We start from the raw sequence: 17,582 nt of genomic DNA on the forward strand, positions 1-17,582 counted from the left end.
GCCGCTACCCCTCACGCATGAGTGTGGGTCAGCGCGTCTCGTCCGATCGTCAACTGGCGCGCCTGCTTCAGATCGGTGTCGTGCTGGAAGAGGTCGTCGAGGCGCGGGCCGCGCGCCACTTCGAGACGCTCCCCTCCGAGGAACGAAACGAGCTTCACGAGGACGTTCGCGAGATGCTCACGGAAGCGCGCGAAGAGTCGGCCGAACACCGAGAGCGCCTCGAATCGCTCATCGACGAACTCGACGCGAAGACGATCCCGTTCGAGGAGATCGAGATGTTGGTCGGCGAGCAGTACGCCCAGACCGCCCCCGACGATTTCGACGGCGTGCTCTACGACCAACTCCACGGCGAGGAGACGGCGTACAAGTTCTACGACGACCTCATCGTCGCCATCGAGTCGAGCGACGCGACGTTCGCGCTCGACCGCGAGCGACTGCTCGAAACGCTCACCGCGATTCGAGCGGAGGAGGCGGAAGGCGTCGAAGAAGTGGCGGAACTGATGGAGGCCGCAGAATGAACACCGCAGACCAGTACCTGAAAACTATCTACCTCGTCCAACGCATCGAAGACGGACCGGCCGCGACCGGCGCGCTCGCGGACAGACTCGACATCAGCCCGGCGAGCGTCAACGAGATGGTCGGAAAACTCCAAGACCGCGGGTTGGTCGAACACGAGAAGTATCGCGGCGCGACGCTGACCGACGAGGGGGAGACCCGCGCCCGCGACGCCCTCCAGACGTACTGCATCCTCGAACGCTTCCTCGCCAACGTGCTCGAAGTCGAGGAGTTCCGCACCGAGGCGAAACAGCTCGAAAGCGTCATCGACGAGACGGTCGCGGAGCGATTGGACACCATCATCGACCGCGAACCGCAGTGTCCGGACTGCTTCCGCGCCGACGCGGACATGTGTGCGTATCTGGTCGACGAGGGCGAGGCGGACTGACCGGGTGAAACGAGGCGAATCGAATCGGCGTACTGCGGTTTTCCCCGCCGGTCGTTTGCGGTACGTTCAAGTATCAGCCCAGATTACGTGACGACGAAGCCTCGCATCTACCGCCGAGTCCCGCGGTGGTGAGCAGCGTCGAAAGAACGTGAGCCTCGCGGGACCGTGCGAATGAGGCGAACGAAGTCCCGTGGTGTAGCGGCCAATCATAATGGCCTTTGGAGCCATTGACGGCGGTTCGAATCCGCCCGGGACTATACCCAAAACGGTACGATTCCCCTTTTACGCGGTGATGATCGTCGGCAGTTGGTGAACCGAGTAAAAGTCGTACTGGTCGTGGCGGTGAGTCGACCGACGCTCAGGGACCGTCAATTCATCAACGCGTTCATAGCCGTCTCGCCGCTATAGCAGAGCATGCGAGAATTCGTCTTCGCTCTCGAATACGACCCGGAGAGCAGCGCGGTCGCCGACATCCTCGCCGCCAATCCCGAGACGACGATTCGGTCGCTCTCCTGCCACGTGACGTCCGACAACCTCTGGCGCGTTGACCACGTAAGCGGAAACGACGACGCGCTCGACGAACTCGCCGAGACGGTCGCGGACGCCGAGTACTACACCGACTGCCTGGCTCGTCGCGACTGCGGGGCCGACTGGGAGACGCGGGTGCTCGATCGTACCGACGACGTGCTCGTCCTCTACTCCTACTGGACGAGGACTCCCTCCTGCACCTCCATCCCGCACCTCGCACTCGACCACTTCGGCGACGGGCTCATCTTCGAAACCACGTGGACGGGCCGCCGCTACGAGTGGCGAATCATCGCTCCCGGCGACACCGCCTTTCGTGCCTTCCGCGAGGCCATCGGAGGGGAGATCGACGGGACGACCGGCGTCGACTTCGTCCGAGTGGGTGGCACGGCAGCGGACACGACGAAAGACGGTAGTGCGGAAACCCTCACGCCCGAGCAGGACGCGGCGGTCCGCGCCGCCGTCGAACGCGGCTACTACGAGACACCGCGCGAGATCGAGACCTACGAACTGGCCAAAGAGCTGGACGTTCCGGGGTCGACGCTGGGGTACCGACTGCGTCGCGCCGAGAGTAAACTGGCGACGGCCTACGTCGACGATAGTCCACCATCCTCTCGATTGCCGGCTTCCGAGTCCTAACGCGGCATTCGGTACGCACCAAACGAAGCGGTTTGTCCGTCAGTCACCTTCGAACGCGTAATGACTACGAACGCCGCGGGACCGGAGGGAACTCCGCCCCGAGCCGTGGAGCTGGACGTGCCCGGGATGGATTGCCCCTCCTGCGCGGAGAAGATCGTCAACAGCGTCTCCGCGCTCGACGGCGTCGTCTCCGTCGAACCGCAGGTGATGACCGGAACCGTCCACGTCGAGTACGCCCCCGGAAGGGTGGGCGTGGATGCCCTCGTCGAACGCGTCCACTCCGCCGGCTACGACGTCGAATCGCGGAGCGACCTCGAGACAGTGCGCTTCGACGTCCCCACGATGGATTGTGCGTCCTGTGCGGGTAAAATCGAGAACGCACTCGATACCGTCGAGGGCCTTCGAGAGCGAGAGACGTTACCGACGACCGGAACAGTCATCGTCACCTACGACGCCGAACGAACCTCCCGCGCCGATCTCGTCGCCGCCATCGAGAGCGCGGGATACGAAGTCGAAGAGACCGGCACGGAAGCGGACGGAGGAGGCTTCGACGGGGAGAGTTCGGCGAAAGCCGTCTGGCTGAGTCCACGAGCGCTCAAGACTTGGATCGGTGGTGGGCTGTTGCTACTCGGCCTCGTCTTCGAGTTCCTGCTCTCCGGATTCGACGTGACGCTCTTCGCGCTTCTCGGACGGGAATTCGGCGCGGCAGAGCTGCTCTACTTCGCCGGTGCAGCGATCAGCGGGGAGGAAATCATCCGCAACGGGTACTACTCCGCTCGAACCCGGTCGCTCGACATCGACCTGCTGATGAGCCTCGGCATTCTCGGTGCGATCTCGGCCAGCTTGGTCTTCGCCGAGGCGCTTTATCTCGAAGCGGGGATGCTGGCGGTGCTGTTCAGCGTCGCGGAGTTGATGGAGGAGTACGCGATGGACCGCGCTCGCTCCTCGCTGCGCGAACTAATGGACCTCTCCCCGACGACCGCGACCGTCCGGCGCGACGGGGAGGAGACGACCGTCCCCGTCGAAGAACTGCGCGTGGGCGACCGCGTGATCGTCCGGCCCGGCGACCGCGTTCCCGCCGACGGAACGGTCATCGAGGGCGAGAGCGCGGTCAATCAGGCACCGATCACCGGCGAAAGCGTTCCCGTCGACAAAGCGGAAGGTGACGAGGTGTACGCCGGGACCATCAACGAAGAGGGGTACCTCGAAGCCGAAGTCACGGCGGTGGCCGAGGACAGCATGCTCGCCCGCATCATCGAACTCGTCGAAGACGCCCAGCGGGACAAAACCGAACACGAGCGGTTCGTCGATCGGTTCGCCGGTCAGTACACGCCGGTCGTCGTCTCGCTGGCCGTCCTCATCGCCGCAGTCCCACCGCTCCTCATCGACGCTACCGTAACCGTCGGCTTCGGCGGTACCACCCTCGCCTTCGCCGGCGACTGGGCGACGTGGTTCAAGCGCGGACTGGCGCTCCTCGTCCTCTCGTGCCCGTGTGCGTTGGTCATCAGCACGCCGGTCAGCGTCGTATCCGGAATCACCAGCGCAGCGCGCAACGGCGTTCTCATCGAGGGCGGAACTCACCTCGAATCGGTCGGTACCGTGGGAGCCGTCGCGTTCGACAAAACCGGAACGCTCACGCACGGACGACTCACCGTCACCGACATCGTGCCCGTCCGCGGCGAATCCCGGGAGTCGGTACTGGCAGCGGCGGCGAGTCTGGAGTCGCGAAGCGAGCACCCGATCGCGCAGGCCGTCGTGGAGGCTGCCGACGAAGAGGGCGTCGAACGCGAGGACGTCTCGGCGTTCGAGAGCTTAACGGGAAGAGGCGTCCGCGCCGCGCTGGACGGCGAAGCGCATTACGTGGGCAAGCCCGCCCTCTTCGAGGAGCTGGGAATCTCGCTGGACCGCATTCAGGCCGCATCCGACGGGGGTGTGGAACTCGAAGGGTCCGGTGACCGCGACGAACCGTTCCCGCCGCAGGGTGATACGATCGCCGACCTGCAGGCGGAGGGGAAGACCGTGATTCTCGTCGGAACCGAGAAGCAGATCGAGGGCGTGATCGCGGTCGCGGACGAGGTGCGCCCCGAGGCGAGACGGGCGGTGGAGCGCCTTCGCGATATCGGCGTCGAGCACGTGGTAATGTTGACCGGAGATAACGAGACCACTGCCCGCGCCGTCGGCGAGACGGCCGATATTGACGAGGTCCACGCGGAGCTGCTTCCGGAAGACAAGGTGAACGTAATCGCGGCGCTCGACGAGAAGTACGGCGGTGTAGCGATGACTGGGGACGGAGTCAACGACGCACCCGCGCTCGCGACTGCTACCGTCGGCGTGGCGATGGGTGCAGCAGGAACGGACACGGCGGTCGAGTCAGCGGACATCGCCCTGATGGGTGACGATTTACTGAAAGTTCCCTATCTGTACGCGCTGTCGAGGAAAGCCAACGGTGTCATCAGGGAGAACATCTGGGCGAGCGTCGGTGTAAAGGCGCTGTTGGCGGTCGGCGTCCCGTTCGGACTGGTGAACGTCGCGATCGCCGTTATCGTCGGCGACATGGGGATGAGTCTCGGCGTGACGACGAACGCGCTACGATTGGCGCGAATCGAACCCGAGCGAATCGAGTAATTGTCAAACTCCGCCCGGGACTACACCGATTTTGACTCGAACCTTCTCACGGCGTTTCGTTCCGCGTCCGACGACGGCGGGTGCGGCGATGTCCGCACCCGAGGCGAGCGCGCTATTTGCCGCGACTCTCCGCCCGTAACTCCCATTACCATCTAAAATCCACGTGGCGATATGAGTACGATCGCGGAATTCAGTATTCCGGCGGAGGAGTTCGCGCTGTCCGAGACGTTGGAGCGCCTGCCCGAGATGGTGTTCAAAATCGACCGCGTGGTGGCGCACGATACGGATTACGTAATGCCGTTCGTCTGGGCATCCGACGGCGATTTCGAGTCGCTGACCGCGGCGCTCGAAATCGACCCCAGCGTGGGAAACGTCGAGCTTCTCACCGACCTCGACGAGGAGCGTCTTTACCGCATGGAGTGGGTCAACAAGACCCGGATAATCGGGCACATGCTGCTCGAACAGAGCGCGACCGTTCAGCGCGCAACGGCGCACGACGACCAATGGGATCTACGCGTGCTGTTCCCCGAGCAGAACCGGATTTCGGCAACGAGCCAGTACGCGCACGAGCACGGGTTCTCCCTCGACGTCTCGCGGATCTACGACGTCGACAGCGCACAGCGCGTTAGATTCGACCTCACCGACGACCAACAGGAAGCCCTCGCCATGGCCGTCGAACACGGTTACTACGACGTCCCGCGGGACGTCGACCAGTCCGAACTGGCCGAAAAACTCGGCGTGTCACACCAAGCGCTTTCAGAACGGCTCCGGCGGGGAACCAAGGGAATCCTCGAGAAGGTCGTTCTCGATACCCCCGCCGACGAGGACGCGGACCGTACCCTCTGACGGGACCGGCAAGATAAGAGGACCGCCGTGCCGCCCGCCATCGTTCGAAACGGTCCGAGATGCGGTTACTTCGAACCGTGCTGAATCGTTCCCGTCCACTTTCCGTACATGTCGTCGGTCTGTTTGTCCTTATCCAGCAGGAGTACTTCGACGTTCAGCGTCCCGGAGTTGAACTGCCGGAGCGCCGCCTTGTCGATCTCGATTTGGTGCGTTCCCTCGTCGTGCTGGAATCGAACGCCGGCGCGCGCGACTCGTTCGCCGTTGATTCTCACGAGGAAGTACGGGTCGCCGTCCACCAGCGGTTCGGGGTCGACGCCCGACATGCTGGTGTTCGCCACGACCTCGACGTCGAAGTCGGAGTAGCCGTTCCCGCTCTTCGCTTCGACCTTGTTGGTGAACGTCACGCTCTTGATTCGTCCGGGCTCCCGCTTGACGTCTATCGGCGTGTTCGGCGCTTTCGGCGGCGACCACGATTGGGTCGTCGTCGTTCCGGTCGTCGTCTCCGTCGTTTCCGTCGTCGTCGTTGTCGTCGTTGTCGTGGTACCGGTCGTAGAGGTGGTCGCGGTGGTCGTCTGGGCGGGACTCGTCGACGTCGAGGTCGTTTCCGTCGTGGTCGTGTCCGACCCGCCGATGCCGCTACAGCCGGCGAACAGGACGGCGACGACGAGGACGAGCGCGGATAACTGATGACGATTCATAGGTGGGTAATGGAGATGATTCGTTAATATCCTTTTGCCGCTTTTCAAGCGTCCGTTTCCTAATATCGACGCCGTCGGAATCGAGAGTAACGAGAGAGTACGGCTCCCGACGGGCGGCGTGAAAACGCGCGAGGCGAACGGAAAGCGACGCGTAGGATCGACTTATCGCCGACCGCGTCCGATAACAGATAGGAGATCCGAACGCTTCGATTTCGACGGACGACGTTGACGCTGCGTTATTTTATCATTTTTGATTGACGGGTAGAAACAAGACATATATACGCTTCGGACACATCCGTAATATCTACCATCGGTTTGGCGATATTCATGGAATATAAACAAAATAATCGGTACGAGATGACAGTTACAGATGCGGAGTACGACGACGACGGTTCCTTGAATCTCTCGGTGCGCTTCGACCCGAACGAGACGCCCCCGCTGGACGAACTACTCACCGATAGCTACGTCAAACTGAGCGTGTACGACAGAGGAGAGTTCGCGGAGAGCGGGACGCTGGCCCTCTACAACCGTATTCACTGTTGAGCGGATTCGATCGGCGAAAAAGCGGAGTTTTCTGGCGAGGTGCGGTCGGTACCGGTCGGTTCTTGAAGCAGTTTAGAGTCGGTCGCGCCCCTTACGACGCGACACGGAGCGTCCGAGTTCGAACTCGTCGAATTTTCGCGAAACTGTCCGCAGGTAGCGACGAACGTCGAACCCCGTTCGTCGTTTCGTGCGCCCCCGTCGAGAGCGTGAGCGGCGGGACGGTTCTCGGTTCCGACGGTTCAGCAACCGCCGAGCCGCTGCTTGCGTCTCCGGTGAGATGAGGGGATTGTCCGGCGAGAACGCCTGCGAGAGCACCCCGCAGACCGCCGCGATGACGACGAAGTAGTATCCGAGGGTCGTGATGATGTTCGCCGAGAAGAACGCGACGTAGATGCCGTTCACGAAGAAGAACAGCCCGAGGAGCTGTAACCCCCTGTTGAGATACCGAAACGACGAGTCCGTCGTTGGTTGCTCGATGCCGTTTAGGTTTGTCGTACTCATCTACCCACACGCCGTTTCGACGCGCGACGTAATGAAAGTCAGTCAGACATATGTGTATAACGTGACTTGAACGGAAATAAACCACTCGAAGATGCGACACGCCCGTTGAGAGCTTCTCGAACGGCGGTCGACTAGTCGAGCACGAATTTCAGCCGCTCTTCGTCGCTTCCCTTCGTCTCTCGTCCGGTGATTCGGAACTCGCCGATTTCCCCCGTGTTTTCGACGTGCGTTCCCGCGCACGCGGTTCGGTCGTACCCGTCTATCTCCACGATGCGAATCTCTCGGATGCTCTTCGGAAGGAGGCGAATCCGCGTTCGTTCAGGGTCGAGCGTCGATTCCGCCTCGTCGCGGGCCATCTCGTACCAGTCGACGGCCAGTCCCTCCTCGATGCGCTCTTCCATCTCCGCCTCGATGCGGGCGAACTCCTCGTCGGTAAATCGCTCGTAGGCGCAGTCGATTCGGGCGCGGTCGGCGTACAACTGGTTTCCCGTCGTCGGCGCGTCGAACTCGTCCAGCAAGACCGCCGAGAGGAGGTGTTGTGCGGTGTGATGTCGCATGTGCGCATACCGACGCTTCCAGTCGATTCGTCCGGTGACGACGGTTCCCGCTTCCGGCGGGGTTCCGTCGACGGTGTGGTAGATGGTATCTTTCTTCTGCACGTCGGAGACTCGCCACGTTTCGCCGTCGGTTTCGAACTCGCCCGTATCGGCGGGCTGTCCGCCACCTTCGGGATAGAACAGCGTTCGGTCGAGTACGACGCGGTCGCCCGCGACGCGCTCGACCGTCGCCTCGAACTCTCGATCGTACGTGGCGTCGAGATACAGCGCCTCGGTCATATGCCGGTAGAAGAACAGGCGACACTTAATGAACTCGTCGTAACGCTAAAGAGCGAATCGTGCGTTTGTATCAGTAATGAGTACGAACTACGGACAACGGAGGAGAGTTTATGGGTGTCGAAATTAAGGGTTCGCCGGTCTCTGAACAGGAGTTCGAGGAGATGAAAGAGTTCGTTTACGAGTATCTCTCCGCGAGCGTGAAAAACGAAGAGGGTGGCGGGCGTATGCGCTGGTACCCGTGGCACTCCGCGGACTACCGGTTCAACCACATCCTCAACGTCGTGAGTCTGGCCGAAACCATCGCGGAACGGGAAGGTGCCGACGTGGACGTGGCCCGCGTCGCCGGGCTGTTCCACGACATCGCCAAACTCGACGCGGACCAGGAGGTGCACGCGGAGGAGGGGGCGCGGGTGGCCCGCGAGTACCTCGAATCGCACGGCGAGTTCCCCGAGTCGTTCGTCGACCAGGTGTGCAAGGCCGTCGAGAACCACTCGTATCAGGGCGACCTCTCGCGCCTCTCGAAGGAGACGCAGTCACTCATCGAGGCGGATATGCTCGATAAGGTCGGCGCGAACGGAACCGCCCTCATGCTCCTTCGGATGGGCTACGAGGCACGAACGCACATGGCCGCCGCGGAGATGGTCGACAGGGTGCTCGAACGCGGGAAGGACGCCTCCGCCCGCGTGCAGAGCGAGACGGCGCGGGACATCGCCCACCGCCGACTGAAACGCGTGAAGTGGTTCCGCGAGTGGCTGGAAGACGAGGTGCCGGAGATGGACGCGGAGCCGTCGGGGTCGCCGCGGAACGGCGACTTCTGAGCTCCGCGAGTCGCCGAGGTCACGCGAGCGTCGTCGCCGCGTCGTAGACGAACGCCGCGCCCGCGAGGGCGAGCACGCCCGCGCTCAGATACGCGACCGCGGGCGCGAACGAATCGACCCGCTTTCCCGCGGCGACCAGCGCGGCCGGAAAGCCGGTGATCCAGAGCGCGATACCCGCGAAGAAGCTCGCGACGATGACGGGACCGCCGGTCGTCACCGCGAGTTCGCCGGGGAGGCCGGCGAGCGCGCCGAACCGTCCGGGGTCGAGCAGTCCGACGCCCGCCGTGAGCCACCAGATTATCTGATAGGGGTTCGTGATGGCGAGCGCGAACGCTTTTCTGAACCCCTTCGCGTCCTCCTCGACCGCGTCGGCGGTGAACGTCGCTGTCGCGTCCTTCGCCGCTCCGTAGGCGAAGTACAGCATGAGCAACCCGCCGACGCCGACCATGAGTCCGCGGACGAGCGGGGCGTCTCGGACGACCGCGACGACCCCCGCGAGCGCGAGGACGAAAAAGCAGGCGTCGGCGGTCATCGCACCGAGTCCGGCGAAGAACCCCGACCGCCAGCCGCGGAGGACGCTCTCCTCGGCGATGACCGCGTTCATCGGTCCCGGCGGGGCCGCGAGCGAAAGGCCGAGAACGACCCCCGCGACCGCCGAAACGAGCACTTCCAGCATCGAACGCGGCTTCGCGCCGGGAAACCAAAAGACCGCGGTTAGAGGAACCCGCCCCACTCCGCGAACACGAACGCGCCGAACAGGAGGAAGACGAATGCGGCGACGAGTTCCATGTACCTCGTCGGCACCCGGCGCTCGAACCGCTCGCCGATGAGCGCGTCCACGCCGGTTCTGAGTCCGAGGGCCGCCACGACGCCGACGAAGACCGACGCCCGAGCGCGCGGGAAGGTGGCCGCGAGGTCGATGGTCAGCAGCTGCGTCTTGTCGCCGAACTCGGCGAACGCGATGAAGACGAAACTCGTCAGGACGCCGCCGTACGCGCCCATCCGAGTCAGCACGCTATCGGGAAGCAGACGACCGGAGAGCCCCACGTCGACTCCGCCGCCGGTCACGAGCGGGCTTTCGTTCTGCTCGCCGCGGAAGCGCCGGGACGCGCTCCGGAGCGTCCACAGGCCGAAGGCGACGAACAGGCCGCCGGTCGTCGCCGCGATGACGCCGCCCGGGAGGACGGCGACTATCCAACCGCCCATCGCGACCTCGACGAGGCTCCAGAGCGAGAAGGCGGCCATCGACCCGACGAACACTTTCTTCGCGTCGTATCGGGAGGCCAGCGTGACGACGACGAGCTGTCCCTTGTCGCCGAAGGTGGCGAGCATGTTGGCGAGAAACGACGCCAGCAGCGGACCGTACTCGGCGTACCGCTCGACGACGGACTGTAAGCCGGTCGCGGCGGGAGTCGGCGCGCCCACCATCTACGCCACTTCTTCGGCGACCGCCCGGACTCGAATCGACCGGGCGACGCTCTCGGGAAGGCTCTGTTCGTCGGCGTCGATGGCGACCGTCACCATGCCGAAGGGGGCCACGTCCGTGATTTCGAGTTCCGTACCGGGCGTGATTCCCGCGTCGGAGAGGTAGCGGAGTTCCTCCTCGTCGCGGTCGCTGACGCGCGCCACGACGACCGTTTGGCCCACGTCGTGTTCGCTGAGGCGCGTCGTGTCGTCCTCCTCGATGGGCGTGAGGTCGGCGTCCGGAATCGGGTCGCCGTGCGGGTCGACCGTCGGGTTCCCCAGCACCTCGGCGACGCGGCGCTCGAACTCCTCGCTGATGTGGTGTTCGAGGCGGTCGGCCTCGTCGTGGACCTCGCTCCACGAGTAGTCCAGGTGCTCGGTCAGGTAGGACTCCAGCAGGCGGTGGTGACGGAGCACTTCGAGGGCGACCGTCTCGCCCTCCTCGGTGAGTTCGACGCCCTTGTACTTCTCCCGGTGGAGCAGGCCGCGGTCGGCCAGTTTCTCGACCATGCTGGTGACCGTCGGCGGCGTCACGCCGAGGTACTCGGCGATTTCGGATGTCGCCACCGGCTCCTCGCTTTCCTTCTGGAGCGTGTAGATGGCCTTCAGGTAATCCTCCATCACGTCGCTCAACATCACTGGTTCGATTTAGATGCTTCTAAACCTTCAATTTGTCGTGTGCTCGGTGTCGCGTTCGGGTGCGGGGCGAGGATCGGACAGTCGCCCTCTGTCGGGCTCTAATCGCACCGCTCCTCGCAGATTCGGTCGATGATTCGTCCCGTCGAAAGCAGTTCCTCCGCGTCGTCGGGGTCGAGCGGCGAGGCGCGTCTGACCTCGCAGTCGATTCCGCGCCGGTCTAGCTCCGCCTCGATGGCCGCGTCGTCGTGGTGCTGGTCGTACCCCAGCGCGATGATATCCGGGTCGAGTTCTTCGATGGGCACGAAGATATCCTCGGAGTGGCCGACGCGCGCGTGGTCGACCACCTCCAGCGCGCCGACCAGGTCCCGGCGCTGACGGTTCGGCAGGATGGGCGGTTGCTTGTGCGTCACGTTCTCTCGGCGGGCGACGATGACCGACAGCCTATCGCCCATCGCCGCCGCGTCGCGGAGATAGTGGACGTGGCCCGGGTGGAGGATGTCGAATGTTCCCTGCGCGAGTACGTGGGTCACTGCTCTCTCAACTCCTCGTCGATGTCCGCCTGCGTGAAATCGAAGAACGATTCCGCGTCCGGAAGTTCGACGTCCAACACGTCGAGCGTTCGCGGGTCGCCGTCCCGGTCGAACGCCCTCCAACTGTTCCGGTCGTAGGGCGCGCCGATGATGATGTGCACGTCGCCCTGCCCGAACGTCGCCAAGTCGGCGTCGCTCGGTCGGAGCACCCCGTTCGGGTGCGAGTGGACCGAGCCGATCGCTCGCGTATCGTTGGGCACGGTGCTCGTTTTCACCGTCGCGCTCACGCTGTTCGACTCGGTGCCGGGCATGACGAGCACGTCGGTGATGACGGTCCCCTCGCGGTCGAGTCCGAGTCGACTCGCGGATTCGCCGCGGAGGAATCCCATGTACTCGTTCGGGTGGGTGTCGCGGGAGGCTTCGAGCGCGAACTCCAGCGTCTCCGCCGCGATGCCCAAGATTTCGTTCGAGCGGAACAGCCGCATACCACACACTCCGATTCCCCGCGTTCTAAACGTTGCGAACGCGCCGGGTACCGAATCCCGTCGATATCGAATATAATTTTAAGCGATTCCGCACGAGCGGCCGCAAGTTGCAAAGCGTTAAAAATAGCGCCCCCGAAAGTGGGGACAAGATGACTCCCCCCGATACCGGTTCCGTCGATGGAACCGACGATTCCGTCGTGTACGACCTCGCGGCGGACTGTACGCTCTCCGATATCTCCGAGGGTGAACGATATCACGCCACCGTCAACGGCGTCGTCGATTACGGCGTGTTCGTCGATCTATCCGACTCCGTATCCGGTCTCGTTCACGAATCGAATCTCTCCGGCGAGTACGAGGTCGGCGACGACCTCGTCGTCGAACTGCTCGAAGTGCGGGAGAACGGCGACCTGAGTTTCACGCCGGTCGAGTCCGACGACTTCGAGACCGTCGCCGTCGCTCACGAGTACGAAGTCGCCGAGACGGGCACGCTCTCCGAGCAAATCGGCGAAACCGTCCACATCGAAGGTGAAGTGGTCCAGATAAAACAGACCGGTGGCCCGACCATCTTCCACGTCAGCGACGACACCGGCGTCGTTCCCTGCGCCGCGTTCGAGGAAGCGGGCGTGCGCGCACATCCCGACATCGACATCGGTGACGTCGTCCACCTCGTTGGCGCGGTCGAGGAGCGCGACGGCTCGCTTCAAGTCGAAGTCACCTCCCTCGACGCGCTGACGGGCGAGGAGGAGACGGTCGTCCGCGACCGAATCGAGAGCGCGCTCGACGAGCGCGCCGAACCGCACGACACCGAACCGCTCGTCGAGTGGCCCGCGCTCGAACAGCTGTTTCCCGATCTGCGGGAAATCGCCAAAAAGCTCCGGCGAACCGTGCTCGAGAGCCGCCCGATTCGCGTCCGACACCACGCCGACGGCGACGGCATGTGCGCCAGCATCCCGGTCGAACTCGCGCTGAAACGCTTCATCGAGGAGACCCACCAGGACCCCGACGCGAAGCGCCACCTGTTCAAGCGCCTGCCGAGCAAGGCACCCTTCTACGAGATGGAGGACGTGACGCGCGACCTGAACTTCGCGCTCGAAGACCAGGCCCGCCACGGCCAGAAACTCCCCCTCCTGCTCATGCTCGACAACGGGAGCACGGAGGAGGACGTGCCCGCCTACGAGAACTTGGCGCACTACGACATCCCGATTCTCGTCGTCGACCACCACCACCCCGACCCCGAAGCGGTCGAACCGTACACCGACGGGCACGTCAACCCGTACCTCTACGACGAGGATTACCGCATCACGACCGGGATGATGTGCGTCGAACTCGCCCGGATGATATCGCCGGACGTGACCGACGAACTTCGGCACGTTCCCGCGGTCGCCGGCATCTCCGACCGCTCGAAGGCCAACGCGATGACGGATTACGTCGAACTGGCCGAGGCCGAGGGGTACGACGAGGAGTTCCTCACGGACGTCGGCGAAGCCCTCGACTACGAGGCGTTCTGGCTGAAGTACGACCCCGGACGGAACCTCATCAACGACGTGCTCAACGTGGGCTGCGACGACGAGGAACGCCACCGCGAACTCGTCTCGTTCCTCGCGGAGCGCGCCCGCGCGGACACCGACCAGCAACTCGACGCCGCGATGCCCCACGTCAAACACGAGCGACTGGCGAGCGAAGCCCACCTCTACCGGGTCGACGTGGAGAATCACGCCTACCGCTTCACCTACCCGCCGCCGGGGAAGACGACCGGCGAGATTCACGACCGGAAGGTACGGGAGACGGGCGAACCGGTCATCACCATCGGCTACGGGCCGGACTTCGCCGTCCTCCGGAGCGACGGCGTCCGCCTTGACATCCCGGAGATGGTCTCCGAACTCAACGACGAAATCGTCGGCGGCGGCGTCAACGGCGGCGGTCACCTCGTCGTCGGGAGCATCAAGTTCGTCCAAGGGATGCGCGAACAGGTGCTCGACGCCCTCGTGGAGAAGATGGCGGACGCGGAACTCGACGAGGACCTCCAGAGCACGACCATCGGCCACCAGCGCGCGGAAGACTAACCGAACGCCACCTCCCTCCTCGCGAGCCAAACTGCTCCAGCCACGCCGACCGCGACGAATCCGCAGAGACCGACCGGAACGCGTCGCCCGCCCGCCTTCCAGTCGGCCCTGAACACTTCCGCGTAGTACGCGCCCGCCTCCGTTCCGTGGAGAATCACGGCGACTTCGCGGTTCTCTCGGGCGGAGTGATTGTTCCAGTTGAGACTGCCGACGACGACGTGTCGCTCGTCCACCACGACGCCTTTCGCGTGTATCTTCTCGTATCCCCGCGGTTCCACCAGTTTCGCCTTCAGCGGAAGTCCTTCGGCGTCGGCGCGCTCGTTCAGCCAGCGCACGACTTTTCGGTTGTTTTCGCGGGCGTACCACGCCCCGCTGAGTAGAACGCGGACTTCGACGCCGCGGCGGGCCGCGGCGAGGGTCGCGCGGACGAACGGTTGTCGCGGACCGCCGACCGTCATCTGCTGGACGAGTATCGACTCGTTCGCGGAGCGCAGGAGGGAGACGATGCCTCTCTCGGCGTTGTCCGGTGCGGTCAGCACGGTGACGGATTCGACGGACACGACTCGCGGTTCGAATCGGCCGGGATAGCTTCCGTTCGCCGGAGCGGCGGGGGCGAACGACCGCCCGCGCCTGAACGCTTCCCACGAGCGAGTGTCGCGCCAACCGGCGTCCGCCTCGAACACCTCGGCCAGTTCCGCCGCCGCCGCACCGCGGACGACGACGCCCCATCCGCGATTCGAACGCCCGCCCGTACCTGACGGTTTCCAGTTTTCCGTTAGCACCATCGCCCGGTCGTCGACGACGGCGTACTTCGCGTGGTGGAAGGCGTAACGCGCTCGCTCCCCGCCGATGACCTCGACGGAGATACCGCGCTCGGCGAGCGCGTCGAGGACGGCCGCCTCGCGCCGCGAGATTCCGCCGACCGGTGCGTCGTCCACGAGCACGCGAACCGCGACGCCTCGATTCGCGGCGGCGACGAGGGTTCGAGCGACGCGGCGGGAGGTGAACGAGTACCCGGCGAGGAGGATGCGGTCGTCCGCCGACCGGAGCGTTTCGACCGGGACGGTGGGGTCGTCCGGCAGGACGAACGCGCGCACCGTCGCGGCGTCGGTGCGGACGATGGGCCGCTCGGTCGCTCCTAACGGCCGCCACTCGCTTCCGTTCGGTCGCCACCGTTCGCCCTCCGGCGCGTCGGCGTACGCGACCGAATCGACGGTCGCGGTCCGACGGTCACCCGCCCCGTTTCGACGCAGGACGACGGTTTCGCCGCTGTTGGCCAGCGAGAGCCCGGCTATCGGGAGCGCGCGAAGCGACGTGAGATTCTCGGTCAGGTTCGGTGCGGTGGAGAACGCGATTCGCCCCGAGACGGTCTCGTTCGGGAGTTCGACCGCGTTTTCGCCGTCCGATATCCTCCATCCCGAAAGATTCGTCCGGCGGGGAAACGACACGACGACGAACTCCCCGGCGTCCTCGTCCGCGACCGGGTTCGGATACACCGCGACGATTTTCGGGTGCGGAGTCGCTACGGCCGCCGACGCGGTCGCTACCGCGGGAACCGGGAGAACGGGCGCGAACATAACCAGGGCGGCGAGCGCGACTCTGGCCAACACGGGGCGGAGTGGTTCCGGCTTCGGGTTTAAACGTTCGGAACGGTGGATTTTTGTCAGCGACGTTCGGTCTCTCGGTATGGTCTCGATACCGATCGCGCTCGAACTGGCCGGGTACGCGCTGGGGGCGCTCGGCGCGGTGCTCGTCTTCTTCGAGTTCTTTCAGATTCCGGACTACATCGAGTACGACCCGGACTACAACGATTACACCATCGACATCTCGCCGATGGAGGTGACGGAACACACGTGGATCGGTCGCGTCGGCGCGTTTCTCGTCGCGCTCGCGTTCGCGCTCGAATTTCTGGCGGTTCTCCTCGCTCAGAGTCTCGGGTGAACGACCTCTCGGCAGTCGGGACATTCGGCGAACTGCGCGCGACCGTTTTCCGTTTCGTATTCGATGAGAAGATAGCCACTCGGAATGTCGCTCTCGCAGTTCGGGCACGCGCCGAGTCGAACGGGTTCGGTCGCCATTTACCTCTCGGCCGGAAGTGGTCGCTTAATAACCTTTGTTATTGACCGATTAGAGGACGGTAATGACTCCTTACCGGCCGACTACAGCGCCTTTTCGGCCTCGCTCTGGACGAGGAAGGCGCGGTCGTCGGCGTAGCCGCGCACCGCGTCGAGCGCCCGGGCAGTTCCGATCTGGTTCAGCGCCCACGCGGCGCTCGCGCGGACGGAGTCCGACTCGTCGTTTTCGAGCGTGTCCGCGAGGGGGTCGATGGCCCGCGTGTCGCCGATGCGACCGAGGGCGCGAGCGGCGTGGCTGCGAACGCCTTCGTCGTCCGCGACGAGTTGATCCGCGATTTCCTGCGTCACCTCGTCGCTTCCGATTTCGCCGAGTGCTTTGATGACGGTCTTCGCCATCCCGGGGTCGGCGTCGACGTAGTCGACGATGGCGTCGATGGCTTCGTCGCTCCCGATCTTACCGAGGATGCGGATGGCGTCCTTATCGCGCCGGTTCGCTCGTTGGAGCATGGGTTCGAGCGCCTCCTCGTTGCCCATCCGTTCGAGCGCGTCGAGGCAGTGACGCTCCATGAAGTTCGACTGGAGCGAATCGAGCGCGAGGAGCACCATGTCCGCCCGGTCTTTCTTCTCCCAGACTTTGAGGGCGTGCCACTCCGGCGGGTAGTCCTTCCGGTGGTCGAGCACCTCGTAGAACCCTTCGGCTTCGAGCTGGTCGCGCGTTTCGAGGTCGCTCCACTCCTCGGCGTCGTCGATACCCTGTTTCAGCTCCTCGGTCGCCGCGACCAGCGCCTCGATGGTGTCCGCGTCCTCGTCCGGGTCGAGATCCGCGTCGCCGACGGCGGCGGCCGAGTTTTCGAGTACTTCCGCGAGGTCGTCCGAGTTCCGGGATAGGGTGACGCCGAAATCGGTGTTGAGCGTGTCCTGCACCGTTTCGACGAACGATTCGACGACGTCGACGAGTTCGCCGCTCCCCTCGTCGGTCCAGCGGGTGTCCCGAACGGTCGATGCGGCGTCCTCGATGTCGCCGATAACGTCCGCGGCGTACGGCCCGCGCTGGTCCTCGAGTTCGTCGCGGAGGTCGGAGAGTCGGGTCTCCAACTCCTCTCGCGGGTCTTCCTCGTCCTCGTCTTCCGGTTCGGGAATATCGGCGCTCTCCAGCAGCCCCTCTATCTTGTCGAGTTTCGCTTCGACCACGTCGAGGTCGGCTTCCGTCTCGGCGGCTTCGAGTTCCGACTCCGCTTCGTCGAGTTGTTCCTCGACGGTGGCCGCGTCGACGGGTTCCGTCTCCGATTCGGGTTCCGTCTCCTCGGTCTGCTCCTCCTCGGTCCCTTCGGCGTCTTCGTCGCTCATGCGTC

Annotated in this window: 20 protein-coding genes and 1 tRNA gene; 10 read left to right on the top strand and 11 right to left on the bottom strand. The window is 64.4% G+C overall.

Annotated elements, in window-relative coordinates:
• The first annotated feature begins 17 nt into the window (after positions 1–17).
• The 6 genes from LIX00_RS02845 (at position 18) to LIX00_RS02870 (ending at position 5,578) form a co-directional block, all read left to right on the top strand.
• Positions 18–518: a ferritin family protein gene (locus LIX00_RS02845; RefSeq protein ID WP_227354676.1), complete on the top strand. Its 501-nt coding sequence runs from the start codon at positions 18–20 to the stop codon at positions 516–518.
• A complete protein-coding gene (locus LIX00_RS02850; protein WP_227354677.1) occupies positions 515–943 on the top strand; it encodes a metal-dependent transcriptional regulator in 429 nt (142 codons plus the stop codon). The genes LIX00_RS02845 and LIX00_RS02850 overlap by 4 nt, the downstream gene beginning before the upstream one ends.
• A 184-nt stretch (positions 944–1,127) precedes the next feature.
• Positions 1,128–1,200, top strand: a tRNA-Gln gene (locus LIX00_RS02855).
• 157 nt (positions 1,201–1,357) lie between these two features.
• Positions 1,358–2,107, top strand: coding sequence for a helix-turn-helix domain-containing protein (locus tag LIX00_RS02860; protein ID WP_227354678.1), 750 nt, complete (start codon positions 1,358–1,360; stop codon positions 2,105–2,107).
• Positions 2,108–2,167: 60 nt separating this feature from the next.
• Complete coding sequence (locus LIX00_RS02865) at positions 2,168–4,732, top strand: heavy metal translocating P-type ATPase (RefSeq protein ID WP_227354679.1); 2,565 nt, start codon at positions 2,168–2,170, stop codon at positions 4,730–4,732.
• 171 nt (positions 4,733–4,903) lie between these two features.
• Positions 4,904–5,578, top strand: a complete 675-nt coding sequence (locus LIX00_RS02870) for a helix-turn-helix domain-containing protein (RefSeq protein WP_227354680.1) — start codon at positions 4,904–4,906, stop codon at positions 5,576–5,578.
• A 65-nt stretch (positions 5,579–5,643) separates the two neighbouring features.
• On the opposite strand, the gene LIX00_RS02875 is transcribed toward LIX00_RS02870, so the two are convergent.
• Complete coding sequence (locus tag LIX00_RS02875) at positions 5,644–6,276, bottom strand: hypothetical protein (protein ID WP_227354681.1); 633 nt, start codon at positions 6,274–6,276, stop codon at positions 5,644–5,646.
• A gap of 357 nt (positions 6,277–6,633) precedes the next feature.
• Between LIX00_RS02875 and LIX00_RS02880 the strand changes: the two genes are divergently transcribed.
• Positions 6,634–6,819, top strand: a complete 186-nt coding sequence (locus tag LIX00_RS02880; protein ID WP_227354682.1) for a hypothetical protein — start codon at positions 6,634–6,636, stop codon at positions 6,817–6,819.
• Between the two features lie 72 nt (positions 6,820–6,891).
• On the opposite strand, the gene LIX00_RS02885 is transcribed toward LIX00_RS02880, so the two are convergent.
• Positions 6,892–7,320: a hypothetical protein gene (locus LIX00_RS02885; protein WP_227354683.1), complete on the bottom strand. Its 429-nt coding sequence runs from the start codon at positions 7,318–7,320 to the stop codon at positions 6,892–6,894.
• A 131-nt stretch (positions 7,321–7,451) separates the two neighbouring features.
• Positions 7,452–8,156 carry an alanyl-tRNA editing protein gene (locus LIX00_RS02890; protein ID WP_227354684.1) on the bottom strand — a complete coding sequence of 235 codons (705 nt, stop codon included), beginning with the start codon at positions 8,154–8,156 and terminating at the stop codon, positions 7,452–7,454.
• Between the two features lie 110 nt (positions 8,157–8,266).
• On the opposite strand from LIX00_RS02890, the gene LIX00_RS02895 reads away from it, so the two are divergent.
• On the top strand, positions 8,267–8,974 hold the full coding sequence (locus tag LIX00_RS02895) for an HD domain-containing protein (protein WP_227354685.1): 708 nt from the start codon (positions 8,267–8,269) through the stop codon (positions 8,972–8,974).
• A gap of 19 nt (positions 8,975–8,993) precedes the next feature.
• Here the strand turns inward: LIX00_RS02895 and LIX00_RS02900 are convergent, their stop codons facing one another.
• The 5 genes from LIX00_RS02900 to LIX00_RS02920 all read right to left on the bottom strand — a co-directional run bounded on the left by LIX00_RS02900 (position 8,994) and on the right by LIX00_RS02920 (position 12,092).
• Positions 8,994–9,650, bottom strand: coding sequence for a LysE family translocator (locus tag LIX00_RS02900; RefSeq protein WP_227354686.1), 657 nt, complete (start codon positions 9,648–9,650; stop codon positions 8,994–8,996).
• 38 nt (positions 9,651–9,688) lie between these two features.
• Positions 9,689–10,402, bottom strand: a complete 714-nt coding sequence (locus tag LIX00_RS02905) for a TMEM165/GDT1 family protein (protein WP_227354687.1) — start codon at positions 10,400–10,402, stop codon at positions 9,689–9,691.
• Positions 10,403–11,074, bottom strand: coding sequence for a metal-dependent transcriptional regulator (locus tag LIX00_RS02910; protein WP_227354688.1), 672 nt, complete (start codon positions 11,072–11,074; stop codon positions 10,403–10,405).
• 101 nt (positions 11,075–11,175) lie between these two features.
• Positions 11,176–11,607 (bottom strand): FAD synthase family protein, encoded by a 432-nt coding sequence (locus LIX00_RS02915; protein WP_227354689.1) that lies wholly within the window; start codon positions 11,605–11,607, stop codon positions 11,176–11,178.
• Positions 11,604–12,092, bottom strand: a complete 489-nt coding sequence (locus LIX00_RS02920; protein WP_227354690.1) for a Mov34/MPN/PAD-1 family protein — start codon at positions 12,090–12,092, stop codon at positions 11,604–11,606. Before LIX00_RS02920 ends, LIX00_RS02915 begins: the two co-directional genes overlap by 4 nt.
• A 149-nt stretch (positions 12,093–12,241) precedes the next feature.
• Between LIX00_RS02920 and han the strand changes: the two genes are divergently transcribed.
• Entirely contained in the window at positions 12,242–14,155 is a 1,914-nt protein-coding gene (gene han / locus LIX00_RS02925; RefSeq protein WP_227354691.1) for a Hef-associated nuclease, read from the top strand.
• Here han and LIX00_RS02930 read toward each other — a convergent pair.
• Positions 14,152–15,732 (bottom strand): phospholipase D-like domain-containing protein, encoded by a 1,581-nt coding sequence (locus tag LIX00_RS02930; protein WP_438267067.1) that lies wholly within the window; start codon positions 15,730–15,732, stop codon positions 14,152–14,154. The two genes, han and LIX00_RS02930, sit on opposite strands and share 4 nt — an antisense overlap.
• 109 nt (positions 15,733–15,841) lie before the next feature.
• Here LIX00_RS02930 and LIX00_RS02935 point away from each other — a divergent pair, with 109 nt between their 5' ends.
• The gene (locus tag LIX00_RS02935; protein WP_227354693.1) at positions 15,842–16,096 is read left to right on the top strand and encodes a hypothetical protein; all 255 of its coding nucleotides are present in this window, start codon (positions 15,842–15,844) and stop codon (positions 16,094–16,096) included.
• Here LIX00_RS02935 and LIX00_RS26250 read toward each other — a convergent pair.
• Entirely contained in the window at positions 16,081–16,233 is a 153-nt protein-coding gene (locus tag LIX00_RS26250; protein WP_438267059.1) for a DUF7837 family putative zinc-binding protein, read from the bottom strand. The genes LIX00_RS02935 and LIX00_RS26250 overlap by 16 nt on opposite strands.
• A gap of 81 nt (positions 16,234–16,314) precedes the next feature.
• Complete coding sequence (locus tag LIX00_RS02940; RefSeq protein ID WP_227354694.1) at positions 16,315–17,577, bottom strand: HEAT repeat domain-containing protein; 1,263 nt, start codon at positions 17,575–17,577, stop codon at positions 16,315–16,317.
• Between the last annotated feature and the right edge of the window lie 5 nt (positions 17,578–17,582).

It is taken from the genome of Haladaptatus salinisoli (assembly GCF_020614375.1).
In the GTDB taxonomy this organism is placed as follows: Archaea; Halobacteriota; Halobacteria; order Halobacteriales; family Haladaptataceae; genus Haladaptatus; species Haladaptatus salinisoli.